This is a genomic window from Acidovorax sp. BLS4, from assembly GCF_032929295.1.
In the GTDB taxonomy this organism is placed as follows: domain Bacteria; phylum Pseudomonadota; class Gammaproteobacteria; order Burkholderiales; family Burkholderiaceae_C; genus Paracidovorax.
The window spans coordinates 4,075,164-4,092,702 of the sequence record NZ_CP136797.1 but is presented as its reverse complement, the minus strand read 5'-3'; the positions used below and the strand labels follow the sequence as shown (position 1 = coordinate 4,092,702).

The following is a 17,539-nucleotide window of genomic DNA, read 5'->3' as shown; positions in this document are numbered from 1 at the left end:
GGCGCTCGGGGCGGGCTCATTGTTCCAGGGTGATCTTGCGCTCGCGGATCACGGCGGCCCAGCGTGCGCTGTCGGCCTGCACCATGGCGGCGAACTGCGCGGCCGTGCTGGGCCGGGCCGGCTCCACGCCCAGCTTGGCCAGGCTGGCGATGACGTCCGGGGCCTGCATGGCCTTGGCGAAGGCCTGGTGGATGCGCTCCACCAGCGCGGGCGGCGCGCCGGCCGGTGCGTACACGCCGAACCAGGTCACCGACGAATAGCCGGGCAGGCCGGACTCCGCCAGCGTGGGCAGCTCGGGCGCGAGCGCGCTGCGCTGCTGGCTGGTCACGGCCAGGGCCCGCAGGCGGCCGCTCTTCACGTGGGGCATGCCGGTGGGAATCGAGTCGAACAGCACATGCACCTGGCCCGTCGCCAGGTCGGCGATCGACTGGGCCGTGCCCTTGTAGGGCACGTGCGTCATCTCGATGCCGGCCTGCGCGCTGAAGGCCGCGGCATTGAGGTGCACGATGGTGCCGTTGCCGCTGCTGGCGTAGTTGAGCTGGCCGGGGTGCGCCTTGGCGTAGGCGATCAGGTCCGCCACCGATTTGACGGGCAGCGAGGGCGTGACCAGCAGCACGCTGGCGGCATCCGCCACGTGGGCCACGGGCGTGAAGTCCTTGCGCGGGTCGTAGGCCAGGCGCGGCATGAGGTGGGGCGAGATCGCGTGCGTGCTGCTGGTGGTGAGCAGCAGCGTGTAGCCGTCGGCCGGGGCCTTGGCGGCCTCGGCCGCGCCGATGGTGCCGCCCGCGCCGGGCCGGTTGTCCACCACCATCTGCTGGCCCAGGTCCTGCGAGACGCGCTGCGTGACTACGCGCGCCACCAGATCGGTGGCCCCGCTGGCCGGAAACGGCACGATCACGCGCACGGGGTGGCTGGGCCAGGTCTGCGCAGAGACCCCGCCGGCCATCGCGGCGAGCGACAACGCAACGAGCAGGCAGCGGGTGAAATTCACGAATCGCATGGAGCACTCCGATCGGGCACGCGGCAAAAGGGGCCATCTTAGGAATCGGTGCGCCCGCTGACCAACAGCAATTCGGCAAAGACCTTTGCCGCAACGGCAAAGCACTCGATACTTTGCACCTTCCCGAGCAAACCCCTTCCAGGCCCTTCGCGCCCTTCTCCGCCATGCGAGCCCACCTGCTGCAAGACACCGCCCTGCGCTACTTCCTCGAAGTGGCGCAATGCGGATCGCTGACCGAAGCCTCCGCCCGGCTGCACGTGGCCGCATCGGCCCTGAGCCGCCAGATCGCGGGGCTGGAGGCGCAGCTGGGCACGCCGCTGTTCGAGCGGCACCCGCGCGGCATGGTGCTGACGGCGGCCGGCGAGATCCTCGCCACGCATGCGCGGCGCACCGGGCTGGACGCGGAGCGCGCGCTGGGCGAGATCGGCGCGCTGCTCGGGCTGCGTGCGGGCCAGGTGCGCCTGGCCACCTCGGATGTGTTCGCCAACGAACTGGTGCCCCGGCTGTGCGTGGCGTTCCAGCGCGAGCATGCGGGCATCCGCTTCACGGTGACGGCGCTGCCCACCGCGCAGGTGCCGGAGGCCGTGCGCACGGGTGTGGCCGACATCGGCCTGTGCTTCAGCCGCGCGCCGCAGCCCGGCATCCAGGTGGCCCACCGCCAGAGCGCGCCCGTGCTCGCCATGCTGCCGCCCGGGCATCCGCTGGCTGGCGCCAGCCGCGTCAGCCTGGCGCAGATGGCCCGGTTCCCGCTCGTGCTGCCGCCGCAGGAAACCATCGTGCGCCAGATGATCGACATGGCCTGCAGCCGCCAGGGCCTGCAGCTGGAGCCCGTGCTGGTCAGCAACCACGCCCGCACGGTGCTGGAGTTCGTGGCGCATGGCGGCGGCGTATCGGTATCGAGCGAAATCGCCACGCGCCATGCCGTGGCCGCAGGCGCCATCGTGGCCCGGCCCCTCGGCGACCCGGGCATGGACCTGCGCGACATCGAAGTGCAGACCCTCGCCGGCCGCGCGTTGCCCGTGGCTGCACAGGCCTTTCTGGAGCGGCTGAAGCAAGAGTTGCCGGGGCTGTGACAGGCGGCAGGGCAGGCCTGCAGGATCAGGGGCCTGCCATGCGGTGCTGCAGCGCTTTCAGCACCTCGGCGTCGAGCACGCCCCGGTGCACGCTGTGCAGGGCGTCGTTGAGCAACTCCCAGGTCGGACCCTTGCCCCGCTGATCGGCAGTTTTCACATGAAACGCGTCAAGGGCTTCGAAAGGCACGGTGCGGCACGCCTCGGCCGTGATCGGCGCCTTGGCATGCAAATGCACGTAGAGCGCGGGCGCGGGCCGGCCATCCGCCAGCTTTCCCGTATCGATCTTCACCTCGAACAGGGTGCCGTGGCGGTGGTCGGGGTCGCCGTGCGATGGCAGCTTGCGGGGAGCGCCGATCCGCGGGGCCGACCCTTGCGACTCGGCGTCAGTCGCCATGTTCAGCAGGTGCGACACATGCTTCAGGTCCGGGTACGGAAAGGTCTTGATCAGATCGGCCCCGATGGCATCGACGGAACGGTGCAGTCCCTCGATCGCCGCGATGCGCTCATTCAGCGCCTGGAGCGCGTCCGAGACCGATGGCATCCCCGCCACGCCCGCCGCCGCCAGCTGCTCGCGCCGGGCCTGCCACTGCCCCCGTACGCCGAACCATCCATCGAGCGTTTGCCGCATCTGCCGCACGGCGCTCAGCGGCTCGGTGCGCGGGTCCATCGCTGCGCTGATTGCAGAAGCGTCCTTGTGCATCGATTCGGCCAGCGCCAACAAATCGCCAGGCCCGCGCAGGCCGCCGAGCTTTGGCGCAGGGAACGTTTTCAGACGCTCCTGGGCCAGCTCCAGCACGACCGTCTGTCGCAGGGACAGCGCAGGGGCGGTCTCCTGATCCGCCTTGTTGCGCGCGAAGGCTTTGCGTGCCTTGCCCATACCGGATCGCGTGGGCCGTGTTGCGCGAGCGGAACCGGACGCGGCGGTTTCTTCCAACACCGAATCGCTCTGCGCATCGTCGTCCGGCAACGCTGCGGTTTCGCGTCGCGTCGGATGTCCCAGGAATGTGTTGCCTTCCAACAGCTTGCCAACGGTGTAGGAGACTTTGTGGGCGTTCAGCACCGCATCGCACTGCTGGGCCAGCGCGCCGACGGCGGCTACCAGCCGCTTGGCGAAGTCGAGAGCGCCGGACTGCGAAGCACCGGTTTCGGTGTCGAAGTGGCGGCTCGCGAGCACGATGAATGTCTCGGCGTGCTCACGCAAAAGCAAAGCGCCGTTTTCCATGCGGCTCACCATCGGTTGCTGCCGGGGGATGCGGGCATCCTGCAGCAGGTCGATCGCAGGGGCGTCCGACAGGTTTGCCGCACAGGTCAGCAGCGCGACGGTCTCTCGCAGAATCTCCGTGCCATTCAAGCCTTCTGCAACCACCATGCGATTGCACAATGTCCAGATCTGCTCCTTGTGCAGATCGAACGCTCTCAGCCGCAGATCCGTGAGCGTGAGGATGGCCTCCTTCAAGTTCTCGGTCATCGTCGGATAGGCCTTGAGATGGGCGGGCGCACTCAGGTTTTCGATCGCCTCGGAAGTCGCACGGAGATAAGGTTCGATCGCCTCGACGGCGAGATCAACCTGACCGAGGTAGGCATGCAGGTCGCGGTCCAGCGCTGGCAGGTCCACTGGCTCCGAGCGCGCCTGGAGCATGCGTTGCGAAAGCGAGTAGCCTGCTTCGGCAGGCAATGGGGGAAGGTAGCCCACCAAGGTGGCGGCCAGCGCTGCGCGCTTGTTGTAGAGGGCCACGAACGATGTTCGTCCGTCCTCACCGGCCCGGTGAAGTTCGGTCATCTCCTTGAAGGCCGCAATGCCGCGATCTGCCGACTGAAAGGCCATCCACAACGTGCGCTGCTGTTTCTCGACCGTGACGAGCCCGCGCATCCAAAGCTGGTCGAAAGTACGGAGATAAGCCATTGCACCGTCAACCGTCTGGGCAGCGGCCATGGCTACCTGCTTTTTTTCGTGTTTCTCAATCTGCTGTTGCTGCGCCGGCGTCGGTACCCGCTGCGCGGGCAACTGCGCACGGGGCGCAGGCGCCCCATGGCTCGCCGCGGCGCCGCTGGACCGGGGAACAAGGCGCTCCGTCAAGTGGCTGGATGGGCTGGCCGACACGCTGGCATGCTGGTCGTCAGCGGGCACTGCCGCCTGATCCTGCACAGCGCGATGGCCGCGGTCGTTCCGAGAGGTGCCTGCCGATTGCACGCGTTCGCCGGACACGGGCCTAACCCTTCGAACGCGATGGGCAAGGGCTGCAAACTCATGCCTTCATGGACTTTTGCAGATCCACCAGCACCTGATCCGTCAAAGCGCCACGGTGCACTGGTCCTAGCAACGCGGCATTGAGGGCTTCCCACTTGGGGCCCAGCGCGCGCTGTTCGGCCGTTTTGACATGCACTGCCGCAAGCTCGCCGGGGGAGATATTGGCGATGGCATCGGTTCCCACCACGTTCTTGGTATGGAAGTGCACATAGAGAGGTGCCGCTGGCTGCCCGTTCGACAGTGGCTTCACAGCAAGGCGCACTTCGAACAGCGTGCCGTGGTCGCCATCCGGATCGCCGTCGGACGGCAGCTTGCGGACCGCCCCGTCCGGCACGGCCGCGCCGGAGTTCAGCAGCATGGACACATGGTTTGCCCTCGGCAGCGCGTATTGCTTCACGAGATCGATCTCGAACGCACTGACCTGCTCGTGCAAGGTCTGCACCTGTACAGCGCGCTGGGCCACCTCTTTTTGCAACTCGACCGTTTTCGGCTCCAGTTCGACGCCGGTCAAACCGTCAAGCTGTTGGCTGCGCTGGGCCCAGATGCCGGGCTGGCCGAACCATTCCACCAGCGCGCGGCGCATCATCTGGCCCGCATTGACGGGATCGGTGCCGGCGTCGAGCGCAGCCCGGATGTCCTTCGTGTCCTGCTTCATCGACGCCGCCAGGGCGAAGAAGTCGAAGCGCGCTCCGGACGGCGCCGCTGGCGGCTTGCGGAATTGGTTGACGCGTGCTTGCGCCAGTTCGATGCAGACCTGCTGCTCCACCGACAAGCCGGGCTTCGAAGCCGCGGCAGCCGATGCCCCCGATGCGGAGTGCGTGGCCTTCGCATGGCGGCGGGATTTGCGGCCGGGCCTGGACGACTGCGCCTGAGCCGCCTGATCGGAGGCCGCGGCTTCCTGCGCTGCGGCGGCGGGCTCTTCCGACTCGAGCGGAGCCTCACGCGCGGTCGTTGCCTGCCCCTCCGTAGTGAACTCATGGACGCGCTCTGCGATCTGTGGCGAAAGCTTGTACGCGTTGAGCACCTCGCCGATCTCGGTGGTCAGGAGCCGGATGCTCGCCGCCATTTCCAGCGCCGCCCTGCCGACCGGTGATGCGGCCAGGTCCTGGTCCGGCGGCAGATCCCGGGTCGCGGCCGTGAGGTGATCGTGCGCGTGGTGTTCCAGCACCTTCACGTAGTTTTGAAGCCATGCCTCCTTGCCAGGCAGGGGCCCGACGCGCGCGTCCTGCAGCAGATCCACGACGCCACGCATGCGCACGACATCGCCGACGAGTCCTTTCTGCATTTCCCGGGTCTGGCCGGTCACGCTTTCAGTCTCGTCGGCCAGCGTCAGCATCATGATGCTCAGCATCACTCGATCCACGTGCGAATTGATGGCGATGAGCCGGCTCTCGGCCGTGCCCATGACTGCAGCCTTGAGCGTTGTTTCGGCACCGGCCGTCGATTCGAACGTTTCCCGCTTCCCTAGCGACTTCAGGGTTTCTGCCAACGCGACGGCACAAGGCTCCAGCTCTTTGAGTTGCGTATCCGTTTGCTCGATATAGCGGGTCCACAATGCCCGGGCGGTCGCCATGTCAGGATAAGAAAGAAGCTTATCCCGCAGCGGCTTGACGTCAACTTTGGGCGTCGTCATGACCAGGCGATAAGCAGCCATCGTCCGCTGCTGCTCAATAAAGACCGGAAAGAGTGGGCCGAGCTTTTGCGCCTGGCCCATCGTCAGCTTGCCCAGCGCCTCCATGGCAGCCTGGGCTCTCGGGAAAGCACGGGACGATGTGAAGCGCATGGCCGGAGCATGGGTCGCCATCGACATCCTGTCCGAGGCCGTGTGATATTGCTGGAGGAAGGGAACCGCCTCGTCGATGGTTCTGCCCGCCGCCAGGGCTGCAGGCGAAGGGCGCGCCAACGCTGTTTCCAGGACACCGCGCTGCGGGAGGGCGCTGGTTCGGGGACGCTGTGCCGCGGCGTTGGCAGAGCCACTGGCCTCCGCACCGCTGCGCGAGCGCAAAGTATCCGAAGGCCCGCCTTGGTGGACCGAGGAGCCGCGCTGCCGCCCTGCCGATGTACTGGCCGAGGGAGACGCGCCTTGCGAAGGTGGCGTGGTGGCAGGACCCGACGGTGCCCTTGCGGCATGGCCGCGACGGTTCACATTTCCTGAGGGCATGGAAAACCTTGACGAAGTCAATCTACAGCCTGAAGGATGGCTGTGGTACTGCGGAAAGACTCTCAAAACCCGAAGCAGCTCAGGGGCTGGCGAAGCCCCCTTTGCAAAGCGTGGGGGCCCGCCCAGCCCTCACGCCGTGGCTACTTCTCGGCGTGCTGCTGGCGAAACTCCCGCGCCTTGCCGAAGTGCCCGCACCCGATGAACGGCACCGGCGGGCGCAGCGCGGACAGCGGCGAAGGGTGGTTGGCGGCGAGCACCAGATGGCCCCGGTCGCCCGGAATCCAAACGCGCTTGGATTGGGCGTGCGAGCCCCACAGCATGAACACCACCGGCCGATCGCCCTCGGCCACATGGCGGATCACTGCGTCGGTGAGCTCCTCCCAGCCCTTGCCGGAATGGCTGGCGGCCTGGCCCTCTTCCACCGTGAGGCAGGTGTTGAGCAGCAGCACGCCATTTTTGGCCCATTTGGCGAGGCTGCCGCCCGGCTCGGGCCAGGCGGGAAAGGGGGTGCCCAGGTCGCGCTGCATCTCCTTGAAGATGTTGCGCAGCGAAGGCGGCAGCTGCACGCCGGGCGCCACCGAAAACGCGAGGCCCTCGGCCTGCCCGCGGCCGTGGTACGGGTCCTGCCCCAGGATGACCACGCGCACCTGATCGGGCGGGGTCAGCTCCAGCGCGCGCAGCGGCCGGGGCGGGAAGATGGCGGCGCCATCCACCAGCCGTGCCTTCAGAAACGCCAGCAGCGCCTGCCCCCGCGCACCGGCGAAAAAGGCATCCACCAGGGGCTGCCATCCGGCCGCCACGGGCCAGTCGGCAGGATCGGCGCTGTGCAGCTGGGTGGAGGGCGCCACGGAATCATTCATGCTCAAAACAGCCTCCAGCACAATAAGATCTAGGGCATATAGCTATTAATTTTATAGCATCCAGCAAACCGGTGTCAGGCGAACAGCTTGGCCAGGGCCTCGCCGGGTTCCGGCGCCCGCATGAAGGCCTCGCCGACCAGGAAGGCGTTCACGCCCGCATCGCGCATCTGCCGCACGTCGGCGGGCGAGAGAATGCCCGACTCGGTCACCAGCAGGCGGTCGGCCGGCACGTTCTTTTGCAGCGCCAGGGTGGTCGAGAGCGACACCTCGAAGGTCCGTAGATTGCGGTTGTTGATGCCCACCAGCGGCGTGCGCAGGCGCAGCGCCCGGTCCAGCTCGGCGCCGTCGTGCACCTCCACCAGCACCGCCATGTCCAGGCTGCGGGCGATGGCCTCGAAATCGGCCATCTGCGCATCGTCCAGGCAGGCCGCGATCAGCAGGATGGCATCGGCGCCCATGGCCCGCGATTCATAGATCTGGTAGGCGTCCACCATGAAATCCTTGCGCAGCACCGGCAGCTGGCAGCTGGCGCGCGCCTGCTTCAGGTAGTCGGGCTGGCCCTGGAAGAATTGCCGGTCGGTCAGCACCGACAGGCACGCCGCGCTCACCTTGCCGTCTCCCTCGGCATAGCTCTGGGCGATGTCGGCGGGAATGAAATCCGCGCGCAGCACGCCCTTGGACGGGCTGGCCTTCTTGACCTCGGCGATCACCGCCGCCTGGCCCTTGGCTATTTTTGCGCGCAGCGCCCCTTCGAAATCGCGCGTGAGCACGCGGCTTTCCGCATCCGCGCGAATGGCGGCCAGGGGCGCTTTCTTTTGCGCTGCCGCGATTTCCTCGCGCTTGACGGCAATGATCTTGTTCAGGATGTCACTCATGTCGAAAACCTTCTCCGGCTCCTAGAGCCTCTTTTGTATCGATGGACGACCGCGGCGGGCACCCGACCCTCCGCAATAGGGCCCCCCCTCAGTCCGCCGCCAGCGCATGGGTGCGCGCGACGAGTTGCTCCAGCTTGGCGAGGGCGGCTCCGCTGGCAATGGCGGCGCGGGCGCGGACGATGCCGTCCGCGATCGAGTCGGCCACATTGGCGGCATACAGCGCCGCGCCGGCATTCAGGCAGACGATGTCCTGGGCCGGGCCGGGCTGGCCGCGCAGCACGCCCAGCAGCACCTCGCGCGACTGCTCGGGGGTGTCCACCTTCAGGGTCCGGTTGCTGGCCATGGCCAGGCCGAAGTCCTCGGGGTGGATTTCGTACTCGGTGATCTCGCCCTTTTTCAGCTCGCCCACCAGCGTGGCCGCGCCCAGGCTGACCTCGTCCATGCCGTCGCGGCCATAGACCACCACGGCGTGCTCGGCGCCCAGCCGCTGCAGCGCGCGCACCTGGATGCCCACCAGGTCGGGGTGGAACACCCCCATGAGGATGTTGGGCGCGCCCGCCGGGTTGGTGAGCGGCCCGAGGATGTTGAACAGCGTGCGCACGCCCATTTCCTTGCGCACCGGCGCCACGTTCTTCATGGCGGGGTGGTGGTTGGGCGCGAACATGAAGCCGATGCCGACCTCGGCGATGCAGCGCGCGATGGCCTCGGGCGGCAGGTTGATGTGCACGCCCAGCGACTCCATCACGTCGGCGCTGCCGCTCTTGCTGGAGACGCCGCGCCCGCCGTGCTTGGCGGTCTTGGCGTCGGCAGCGGCGGCCACGAACATCGCGCAGGTGGAGATGTTGAAGGTGTTGGCGCCATCGCCGCCCGTGCCCACAATGTCCACCATGTGCGTGGTGTCCGGCACGTGGACCTTGTTGGAGAACTCGCGCATGACCTGCGCGGCGGCAGCGATCTCGCCGATGGTTTCCTTCTTGACGCGCAGGCCGGTCACGATGGCCGCCGTCATCACGGGCGACAGTTCGCCGCGCATGATGAGGCGCATCAGGTGCAGCATCTCGTCGTGGAAGATTTCGCGGTGCTCGATGGTGCGCTGCAGCGCTTCCTGGGGGGTAATGGACATTCCGTTTCCTCGAATGAAACTCAGGCGCCGGGACGCTCGGAGAGCGCAAGCCGGATGCCGAAACCGATGAACATCGCGCCGGCCACGCGGTCCAGCCAATGCATGCCTCGCTGGATCGCACCCTGGCGGCGGGCCATCCACGCCGCCGCCAGCGCCCAGCCGGCGTTGACCGGAATGGCGTTGATGTTGAACAGCACGCCCAGCAGCACGAAGGCCCAGGCCTTGTTCTCGGTGCCCGGTGCGATGAACTGGGGCACGAAGGCCAGAAAGAAGATGGCCACCTTGGGGTTGAGCACGTTGGTCCAGAACCCGCCCAGGAACACCTTCTTCAGCGAAGCTGGCGCCGAGGGCGCGGCGCGCGCGGCGGCCAGATCGGCGCCATCGGCCGCGCCGGCAGGGGCCCTGGCCCACAGCATGCGAACGCCCATCCACAGCAGGTAGGCGGCCCCCACCCATTTGAGTGCCGTGAAGGCCGTGGCCGACGCGGCCAGCAGAGCCCCCACGCCCACGGCCGCCGCGACGATGTGCACGAAGCACCCGGCCGTGATCCCGAAGCCCGCGACGAGCCCGGCGCGCACGCCGGATTTCAGCGCGTTCGTGACGATGTAGAGCACGTCCGGCCCGGGCGTGAGGTTGAGCAGCCATCCGGCCGCGATGAACAGGAGCAGCTCGTGCGTCTCGATCATGGCCGCGCCTGCAGGAAGTTGCGCAGCATGGCGTGGCCGTGCTCGGTGAGGATGCTTTCCGGGTGGAACTGCACGCCCTCGATGTCCAGCGTCTTGTGGCGCACGCCCATGATCTCGCCGTCGTCGGTCCAGGCCGTCACCTCCAGCACGTCCGGGCAGGTGGCCCGCTCGATGGACAGCGAGTGGTAGCGGTTCACCGTGAACTGCTCGGGCAGGCCGGCGAACACGCCTTGCTGGGTGGTGGTGATCACGCTGGTCTTGCCGTGCATCAGTTCCTGGGCCCGCACGATGGTGCCGCCGAATGCCGCCCCGATGGCCTGGTGGCCCAGGCACACCCCCAGGATGGGCAGCTTGCCGGCGAAGTGGTGGATGGCGGCCACCGAGATGCCGGCTTCGGCCGGCGAGCACGGCCCGGGAGAGATGACGAGCCGGTCGGGCGCCCGTGCGGCGATGCCCTCCAGCGTGATCTCGTCGTTGCGGTACACCTCGACCTCGGCACCCAGCTCTCCGAAGTACTGGACGATGTTGTAGGTGAAGCTGTCGTAGTTGTCGACCATCAGCAGCATGGCTTTGACCTCTTGAATGCTTGGGGTGCCGGGCCCGGCCCCCGTTGGGAAACGCACTCCCGTCACACGGCGCGGCCCGGTCCGAGCGCGTCCGCGGCTGCCGAGGCAGCGGAGGGAGACTTTTTGGGATGCGCGCCCGCGCGGGCGCACCAGGGGTGTCAGTTCGCAGGCTTGCGCCAACGAAGGGGGAAGGGTGCCGCCAGGCAAGGACGCGGATGAGGCATGGCGGCGATTATCACCTGCCTGCCCACCCCGCAGTGCAAAGGACGGATTCGCGGGGCACCGGCCCCTGCGACGCCTCGCAGGCGCCCCAACGAGCCCTGCGGCGCGCCGCTCTCCCGCGCCACGCCGGAGCCCGCCGCACTTCGCATGGCCGCAATCCGCATCGCATACAGAGCGTTTACATACGCTTGCCACGCGGAAAGTCGGAACCTCCGCGTTGGGTCCTGCAACCGCCCCCTTTCCGTTCCGAAAAGGCCGATTGCCGTCCAGTGCATTTCTTCATCAACTGCAAGGGGTCAATCCATGGGTGCGATAAAAAACGCGTTCAAATCAATCGCGAAGGGCATTGAAAAGGCTGTTCAGGGCGTAGGGCAGATTGCCAAAGGCCTGGCCACGCTCGATCTGAAAGGGGCGGCGGCCGGTCTCAAGAAGCTGGGAGAGGCGGGCGGAGACATCGCCCGCGGCGCCATCAACCTCACGCCGGCCGCATTGGCGGCCAATACCTTACTGGACGGGGCGCTCGACAAGGTGCTCAAGAAAGTGCAGAGCGTCGCCCAGAAGGTGGTGGACACCGCCGTGGACAGCGTCGAGGGCGGCCTCACGAGCATCAAGAAGGGCGCCGTGGGCCTGGCCAAGGGCATTGCCAAAGGCAACCTGTCTCAGGCCCTGAACGGCATCAAGGACCTGGCGCTGGGCGCCATGGAAACCGCCTCCAATTTCGGGCCCGGCGGCATCGCCAAGAACGTGGCGCGCCTGGCGGTGGACTCCACCATCGACCTGGCCACGCAGGAGGTCACCAAGGCCGCGTCCAAGGTGCTGGACCCCAACGGCACATCGCTGCTGGGTGGCCTGGCGGTGGACACGATCGGCGCAGCCACCAGCGGCGGCCTGAGTTCCTCGCGCGCGGGCCGTTTCGCCGATGGCGAGAGCTTCCGCAAGGGCGCCAATGACCTGCCCGACACCCGCTCGCCCGGCCTGCGCCAGGACGGAGACGACCTGTCCGGCACGCGCCTGACGACCAACCGCCAGGGCGTGGACGAGCTGTGCGACACGCCTCCGACGGGCTTCCGCCAGGGCGCGCGAGACGCTGCCGAAACCGCGGCCCGCGATGCGGTCGACACGGTCGTCCAGAGCACCATCGACAAGCTGATGCTCAGCCTGCAGCAGACGCTGGACCCCAACAACGACTCGAACGCGGTCGGCACCGGCACGAACCTGGTCGGCGGTGCGTTGCAGGACGCCGCCAGCACGGCCGTGCAGACCCGCGGCCGCCGCGGCGCGGATGGCTCGCGCCAGGCCCAGGGCCCGGACGAAGTGCCGCCGCAGACCCGCCGCGAGGCCGTCAAGGAATCGGTGCAGAACTCGGTGCACAACGCCGTCGACATGGCCATCCAGGCCGCTGTGCAAGCCGCCCTGTACACGCTGCTGCCCAAGCTGGGGCTCGACCAGAACAGCGCGCTGGCAGCGCTCGGCCAGGGCGTGCTCGAGGACACGCTGTCCAACGTGAGCAGCCCGCGCAACGCGACGGGCCTGAAGTCGGGCAGCCGCCAGGTGGCCTCGGACCTCAAGCAAGGCCTGCAGAACTCCATCCAGGAAAAGCTGCTCGGCGTGGCGGACCAAGCCATCCAGGGCATCGTCGATCAGGTCATGGCCAAGGGCCTGCAGGGCCTGCAACCGACGGGCGGCGCATCGTCGCCGAGCGCTGGCGGCGTGGGCAGCCAGCTGGGCTCGGACCTGCGTGCCGGCATCCAGGACCGCATCCAGTCCGTGGTGAAGGACGTGATCAGCGGCGTGATGCAGTCGGTGATCGACACCGCCAACCAAGGGGTGGCCGCGGGCCTGTCCCTCGGCAAGGGCCTGCCGCAACTGCCACAGCTGCCCCAGCTGCCCGCCAGCACCACCGAAACCCGCGTGTCGATCGACATGCACATGCACATCCGCGCCTGACGCGGACGCTTCTTCCTCCATTCTTTTGAAAGGCAATGACCATGGACGACTCCAATGTTCACGAAGATCCCATCGCCGCCTTGGCCGTCTCCCTGGTCAACGCCATCCGCGAGAACCAGCTGGACGAAGCGGAAACCATGCTGGAGGAGCTGAATGCGCTCAGCCCGGACACCGAGGAGTACCTGATCTTTCCGGTGCTCATCGCGATCCAGCGGGGCTACACGCAAGAGGCCCTTCAGTACCTGAACACGCTGGGCGAGGACACCGCCCCGGAACTCAAGGCCCTGTGCCTGAACATCCTGGGCGACCCGACCTGGCACTACCACGCACAAAGCTGCCTGGAAAGCGGCGACGAGCACGTGCGCAAATCCATGCGCGAACTGCTCCAGCTGGAGCCCGAGATCGCTGGCGATCTCGCATAGGGCCGCCGCCATGCTGAAGCTCACTCCCCAGGCCGACCTGGGCGTGTTCTACGACGCGGATTCAGCCCGCTACGCAGCGGGCTGCGCCCAGGACTACACGCAGACGGTCACCCGCGATGCCTTCGCCGCGTTCTACGCCGAATGCCCATCCATCGGCTTCGAGTCCGATGGCGCGCCGATCGGCGGCATCCTGTTCGATGGAGAGCAGGCCCACATCGCGGTGCTGCCGCGTTACCACGGCCTCTGGGCCCTGCTGCTCAAGCCGGCGCTGCAGTGGCTGTTTTCGCTGAAAGCCGAGATTCTGGTGGCGGTGGAGAACGACAACCACCGCTGCCTGCGCTTCATGGAGCGCCATGGCTGGCAGCGGATCGAAGCCCGCGGCGACGACATCATCTACCGCATCACGCCGCAGGGCGGCCTGCGCAAGACCGAGTACCCGCGCCCCCACCGCAATGGCGCGCCAGCCGTGCGCGCGGCGGGTCCCGCCTTCTTCGGAGCATCGCCATGCCTTCACCCTCAATGAGCGCCGCCGACAGGCAGACGCCCCAGGCCTGGGGCGCTGGCGCGCACCGGATCGTTCCCCATGACGGCGCGGGCGTTCGCCTGCGGCTCGTGTCCATGGTCCAGCCCCCCATTCTTCTGGATGACGGATTCCCCCGCTCTTCCGGGCTCTGGGTGTCCAGCAACCTGTTGCTGCCCGGTTGCGAAAGCGCTTTGACGCAGCGGCACATGGCCGTGCAGGGCCTGCTGGTGCGGCTGGAGGCGCTGGCAGGCCAGGAGGGGCGGGAATTGAACCGCACCCTTCGCCTGTTCTCGGACAACCGGCTTTCGCAGGTGCACGCCAACAGCGCGGACTTCGAGCGCCTGAGCGCTCCCAGCGGCCTCTCGGGCCCAGCCGTGCCCCCCGTCTGCGGCGACGCGATCGCGTGCATCGACGAAGAGCGCGAATGGCTGCTGGTCGACGCCCAGAAAGGCTTTCACCCCGGAGGCATGGCCCCTTCAGCCGCGCTGATCGCCTCGATCGTGCGGCTGGCAGAGGTGCCGGTGCATGCACGCCGCCGGCTGGTGGACGCTGGCGACCCCGCGGGCACGATCGAGGCGGCCAGGCCCCTGGTGCTCGAAGCCGCGCGCGCCCTGGTGCAGCAAGGGCTGGGCGACACGAAGGTCCAGCTGTCGGCGCAGGCCATCGCATTGGCCGAGCATCTGAGCCCGGCCCACCTGATCCAGTGGCTGCTCACCGATGCGGCGCTGCCGTTTCGCGACCAGGCCCTGCCCACCACCTGACCCTGGTGGCCCGGCACCCACCGCAGGGGTTCCGGGCCCCGTGGCAGGCCTGCTGCAGGCCGCATCCGATCCACGCGGCACCGCTGTCGACGCAGTGATTTTCGGGGTCGCGAAGCACAACGTTTTCCCATTCATTCCGTCTCGAAATCCGAGACACCTTTCTCAACCCTGGCAGGGAGCGTGGCCGCAAGCGGTCGCCTCTGTTGTCCAACGAAGGCGGCGTCCATGAACACCACGGTCAACGGCTACACAGCCTCTCTCAGCATCACCATCGGGCGCTCCCAGCCCGGCAAGACGGCGGGCAACACGGCCGCGCAGACCAAGGAGGCCGCGGCAGCCCTGGCGAAATACATGCACCAGAACGGCATCGAAACGCAGACGCCGAATGGGCTCTACGGGCTGGCCCGCAACACCTCGGGCCAAACGCCCGAGGACGTTTCGGAAGCGGCGAATTTCATGCTGACCCACCCGGATGTCTACGCGCTGCTGGACCCTTCCGGCGGTGACGGTACCGCGGACGTCTCCAGTTTCGACTTCGCGGCGCGCGGCGGCTACGACGCGCAACTGCAGGACAGCATGCCAGAGAGCGCGGTCCCCATGAACGAGCAGGCCGCCTCCGGCGCCATCGCGGCCTTCATGCGGCAAAACCATGTGCCCTCCATCGACCCCAACACGCTTTTCCAACTGGCCAAACGGCCCAACAGCGACACCTCGCCCACCGTCTCGGCGGCGGCGAAGTTCATGCTCCAGAACCCCGAGTCCTATCGCCAGATCGAGACGAACGACGGGGGCGCAGCCGACGGCCTGTCGGAATCGGACGACTTCGAGGCGGCCGCACAGGGCGCCCTTTCAGGGCTTTCGTCGCCCCAGCCCACCGGCGGCTCCACGCTGCAGCCCCTGGCCGACCCGGAGCGTGTGGCGCCGGTGGCACCCCGCGCCCAGCAACGGTCCGCCCCTGCCGAGCCGCCCATGGACGCGCGGGATGCCTCCCGCATCCTGGCGGATCACATGCTCCAGAGGAACGCGTCGCCGCTGGCACGCCTGTTCAAGCCCCAGGCGATGACGCCCGAGCGGCTGTATCAGCTGGCCGAGGGCGGAAAAGCCTCGCCCGAGGTGGCGGCGGCTGCGGAATTCATGCTCCAGAACCCCGATGTCTACCGCGCGATTGAGACCCATGACGTCCCTGGCGCGGACGGCAAATCCGGCATCGGCAACCTGCTGGCGGCCGCGCGGGGCGAGGTCCCCGGCGTGGGCGGCCAGGCCTCCAGCGCCCGGGGCGGCGTCCTGCAACTGCTGCGGCAATTGCTGGCGCAGCTCCAGGGCCAGGGCGGTCAGCCGCAGCCGGCGCAGGCCCAGCCGATGAACGGCCAGAGCGCGGCACGCGTGCTGGCCGACCACATGGTGCAGGAAGCCGGTGGCGCGCTCCACCTCTTCGGCAAGCGCTTTCTGCCCAAGACCCAGCCCATGACGCCGGACCGCCTGTACCAGTTGAGCCAGGGACAGGGCAAGGTGGCCGAAGCCGCGAAATACATGCTCCAGCACCCCGACACCTACCGCGCGATCGAAACGCGCGACGTGCCCGGTGCCGACGGCAAGTCCGGCCTGGGCAACCTGCTGGCCGCCGCCCGCGGCGAGATCCCTGCCGTGAAGGGCGCAACGGACTCCCTGGACAGCCTGCAAAAGCTGCTGCAGCAACTGTTGAAGCTGCTGAAGGCCCATGCAGAGCCGAGCCCGCCCCTGGACGGCCAGAGCGCGGCACGCGTCCTGGCTAACCACATGGTGCAGGAAGCCGGTGGCGCGCTCCACCTCTTCGGCAAGCGCTTTCTGCCCAAGACCCAGCCCATGACGCCGGACCGCCTGTACCAGTTGAGCCAGGGACAGGGCAAGGTGGCCGAAGCCGCGAAATACATGCTCCAGCACCCCGACACCTACCGCGCGATCGAAACGCGCGACGTGCCCGGTGCCGACGGCAAGTCCGGCCTGGGCAACCTGCTGGCCGCCGCCCGCGGCGAGATCCCCGGTGTTCCGGGCCGGGCCGGCGGTTCCGCACAGGCCCTCCTGCCACTGCTCCAACTGCTGGTGCAATTGCTCAAGGCCACCTCGAACACCCGGCCGCCACTGGATGGCCAGAGCGCTGCGCACACCCTGGCCGATCTGCTGCTGCAGCAAGGCGGCGCGATGACGCCCGACCGCCTTTACCAGCTGAGCCAGGGCCAAGGCGAGGTCGCCGACGCCGCGAAGTTCATGCTCAAGAACCCCGACGTCTACCGTGCCATCGAGACGCACGACGTGCCAGGCGCCGACGGCAAGTCCGGCCTGGGCAACCTGTTGGCGGCCGCGCGCGGCGAGATCCCTGGCGTCGAAGGCGGCTCGGCGCAACGCACCGCAGGCGCGAGCCGCTCCGTGCTTGATGCGCTGCTGCAACTCCTGCAGTTGCTCACGGGCCAGGGGACCGCGCAGTCCAACGGCGCTTCACGGCCCACCCGGCCCGTGCAGCCATCGCCGCTGGACGGGCAAGGCGCCGCGCGCATCCTGGCCGATCACATGCTGGAATGCCACTCCGGACTGCTGGCGAAGGCCTTCGGCGGCAAGGACATGACACCGGACCGCCTCTACCAGCTCGCCGAGAGCGGCAAGGCACCGCCCCAAGTGGCGGCAGCCGCGAAGTTCATGCTCCAGAACCCCGACACCTACAAGGCCATCGAAACCCACGATGTGCCTGGCGCGGATGGCAGATCGGGTGTCGGCAATCTGCTGGCCGCCGCGCGCGGCGAAGTGCCTGGCGTGGGTGGCACGCCGGCTTCGAGCGCCGGCATTCTCCAGTTGCTGGCCCAGGTGCTTCAGGGCCTTCAGTCCCGTGAGCAGCAGCGCATCGTGCAGATCGAGCTGCGGGTGAGCGTGAGCGTCCAGGTCTCCGTCAAGGCCTGATCGACCCCTCGAAGACGCAATGGGGACGATGGCCTGGGCAATGCCCCAGGCCATCGTCCTTTTTTCTTGCCCGCCGCTGCCGCGCGAACGAAAAAAGGGCCGGCGATCATGTCGCGGCCCTCGTGGAAATCAGGGAAATCAGGG

The 17,539-nt window shown here is 67.9% G+C and carries 14 protein-coding genes; 6 read left to right on the top strand and 8 right to left on the bottom strand.

From position 1 onward, the window contains the following. Nucleotides 1-16 precede the first annotated feature (16 nt). Nucleotides 17-946: a Bug family tripartite tricarboxylate transporter substrate binding protein gene (locus R1Z03_RS18850; protein WP_372588284.1), complete on the bottom strand. Its 930-nt coding sequence runs from the start codon at nt 944-946 to the stop codon at nt 17-19. Nucleotides 947-1,164: 218 nt separating this feature from the next. Between R1Z03_RS18850 and R1Z03_RS18845 the strand changes: the two genes are divergently transcribed. Further along, nucleotides 1,165-2,073, top strand: coding sequence for a LysR family transcriptional regulator (locus R1Z03_RS18845; protein WP_284394199.1), 909 nt, complete (start codon nt 1,165-1,167; stop codon nt 2,071-2,073). 25 nt (nt 2,074-2,098) lie between these two features. Here the strand turns inward: R1Z03_RS18845 and R1Z03_RS18840 are convergent, their stop codons facing one another. The 7 genes from R1Z03_RS18840 to R1Z03_RS18810 form a co-directional block, all read right to left on the bottom strand. Further along, nucleotides 2,099-4,279, bottom strand: coding sequence for a hypothetical protein (locus R1Z03_RS18840; RefSeq protein ID WP_317353884.1), 2,181 nt, complete (start codon nt 4,277-4,279; stop codon nt 2,099-2,101). A gap of 40 nt (nt 4,280-4,319) precedes the next feature. After that, nucleotides 4,320-6,059: a hypothetical protein gene (locus tag R1Z03_RS18835; RefSeq protein ID WP_317353881.1), complete on the bottom strand. Its 1,740-nt coding sequence runs from the start codon at nt 6,057-6,059 to the stop codon at nt 4,320-4,322. Between the two features lie 563 nt (nt 6,060-6,622). Beyond that, complete coding sequence (locus R1Z03_RS18830) at nt 6,623-7,342, bottom strand: uracil-DNA glycosylase (protein ID WP_317353878.1); 720 nt, start codon at nt 7,340-7,342, stop codon at nt 6,623-6,625. Between the two features lie 74 nt (nt 7,343-7,416). Beyond that, the gene (gene trpC, locus R1Z03_RS18825; RefSeq protein WP_272565585.1) at nt 7,417-8,217 is read right to left on the bottom strand and encodes an indole-3-glycerol phosphate synthase TrpC; all 801 of its coding nucleotides are present in this window, start codon (nt 8,215-8,217) and stop codon (nt 7,417-7,419) included. A gap of 88 nt (nt 8,218-8,305) precedes the next feature. Further along, the gene (gene trpD, locus R1Z03_RS18820) at nt 8,306-9,340 is read right to left on the bottom strand and encodes an anthranilate phosphoribosyltransferase (RefSeq protein ID WP_317353877.1); all 1,035 of its coding nucleotides are present in this window, start codon (nt 9,338-9,340) and stop codon (nt 8,306-8,308) included. 20 nt (nt 9,341-9,360) lie between these two features. Next, on the bottom strand, nt 9,361-10,026 hold the full coding sequence (locus R1Z03_RS18815) for a LysE family translocator (RefSeq protein WP_317353875.1): 666 nt from the start codon (nt 10,024-10,026) through the stop codon (nt 9,361-9,363). Then, complete coding sequence (locus R1Z03_RS18810; protein WP_284394222.1) at nt 10,023-10,592, bottom strand: aminodeoxychorismate/anthranilate synthase component II; 570 nt, start codon at nt 10,590-10,592, stop codon at nt 10,023-10,025. The genes R1Z03_RS18815 and R1Z03_RS18810 overlap by 4 nt, the downstream gene beginning before the upstream one ends. 525 nt (nt 10,593-11,117) lie before the next feature. On the opposite strand from R1Z03_RS18810, the gene R1Z03_RS18805 reads away from it, so the two are divergent. The 5 genes from R1Z03_RS18805 to R1Z03_RS18785 all read left to right on the top strand — a co-directional run bounded on the left by R1Z03_RS18805 (nt 11,118) and on the right by R1Z03_RS18785 (nt 17,395). Continuing rightward, a complete protein-coding gene (locus tag R1Z03_RS18805) occupies nt 11,118-12,761 on the top strand; it encodes a hypothetical protein (RefSeq protein ID WP_317353871.1) in 1,644 nt (547 codons plus the stop codon). A 41-nt stretch (nt 12,762-12,802) separates the two neighbouring features. Further along, nucleotides 12,803-13,183: an HrpB1 family type III secretion system apparatus protein gene (locus R1Z03_RS18800; protein ID WP_272565598.1), complete on the top strand. Its 381-nt coding sequence runs from the start codon at nt 12,803-12,805 to the stop codon at nt 13,181-13,183. A 10-nt stretch (nt 13,184-13,193) separates the two neighbouring features. Next, complete coding sequence (locus tag R1Z03_RS18795) at nt 13,194-13,706, top strand: GNAT family N-acetyltransferase (protein WP_317353867.1); 513 nt, start codon at nt 13,194-13,196, stop codon at nt 13,704-13,706. Beyond that, the gene (locus tag R1Z03_RS18790; protein ID WP_317353864.1) at nt 13,688-14,467 is read left to right on the top strand and encodes a hypothetical protein; all 780 of its coding nucleotides are present in this window, start codon (nt 13,688-13,690) and stop codon (nt 14,465-14,467) included. The genes R1Z03_RS18795 and R1Z03_RS18790 overlap by 19 nt, the downstream gene beginning before the upstream one ends. A gap of 225 nt (nt 14,468-14,692) precedes the next feature. Then, the gene (locus tag R1Z03_RS18785; protein WP_317353861.1) at nt 14,693-17,395 is read left to right on the top strand and encodes a hypothetical protein; all 2,703 of its coding nucleotides are present in this window, start codon (nt 14,693-14,695) and stop codon (nt 17,393-17,395) included. Nucleotides 17,396-17,539: the final 144 nt, after the last annotated feature.

Coding starts and splice junctions, on each gene's coding strand:
- R1Z03_RS18850 (WP_372588284.1), bottom strand. CDS start 946: ATGGCCGGCGGGGTCTCTGCGCAGACCTGGCCCAGCCACCCCGTGCGC.
- R1Z03_RS18845 (WP_284394199.1), top strand. CDS start 1,165: ATGCGAGCCCACCTGCTGCAAGACACCGCCCTGCGCTACTTCCTCGAA.
- R1Z03_RS18835 (WP_317353881.1), bottom strand. CDS start 6,059: ATGGAGGCGCTGGGCAAGCTGACGATGGGCCAGGCGCAAAAGCTCGGC.
- R1Z03_RS18830 (WP_317353878.1), bottom strand. CDS start 7,342: ATGAATGATTCCGTGGCGCCCTCCACCCAGCTGCACAGCGCCGATCCT.
- trpC (WP_272565585.1), bottom strand. CDS start 8,217: ATGAGTGACATCCTGAACAAGATCATTGCCGTCAAGCGCGAGGAAATC.
- trpD (WP_317353877.1), bottom strand. CDS start 9,340: ATGTCCATTACCCCCCAGGAAGCGCTGCAGCGCACCATCGAGCACCGC.
- R1Z03_RS18815 (WP_317353875.1), bottom strand. CDS start 10,026: ATGATCGAGACGCACGAGCTGCTCCTGTTCATCGCGGCCGGATGGCTG.
- R1Z03_RS18810 (WP_284394222.1), bottom strand. CDS start 10,592: ATGCTGCTGATGGTCGACAACTACGACAGCTTCACCTACAACATCGTC.
- R1Z03_RS18805 (WP_317353871.1), top strand. CDS start 11,118: ATGGGTGCGATAAAAAACGCGTTCAAATCAATCGCGAAGGGCATTGAA.
- R1Z03_RS18800 (WP_272565598.1), top strand. CDS start 12,803: ATGGACGACTCCAATGTTCACGAAGATCCCATCGCCGCCTTGGCCGTC.
- R1Z03_RS18795 (WP_317353867.1), top strand. CDS start 13,194: ATGCTGAAGCTCACTCCCCAGGCCGACCTGGGCGTGTTCTACGACGCG.
- R1Z03_RS18790 (WP_317353864.1), top strand. CDS start 13,688: ATGCCTTCACCCTCAATGAGCGCCGCCGACAGGCAGACGCCCCAGGCC.
- R1Z03_RS18785 (WP_317353861.1), top strand. CDS start 14,693: ATGAACACCACGGTCAACGGCTACACAGCCTCTCTCAGCATCACCATC.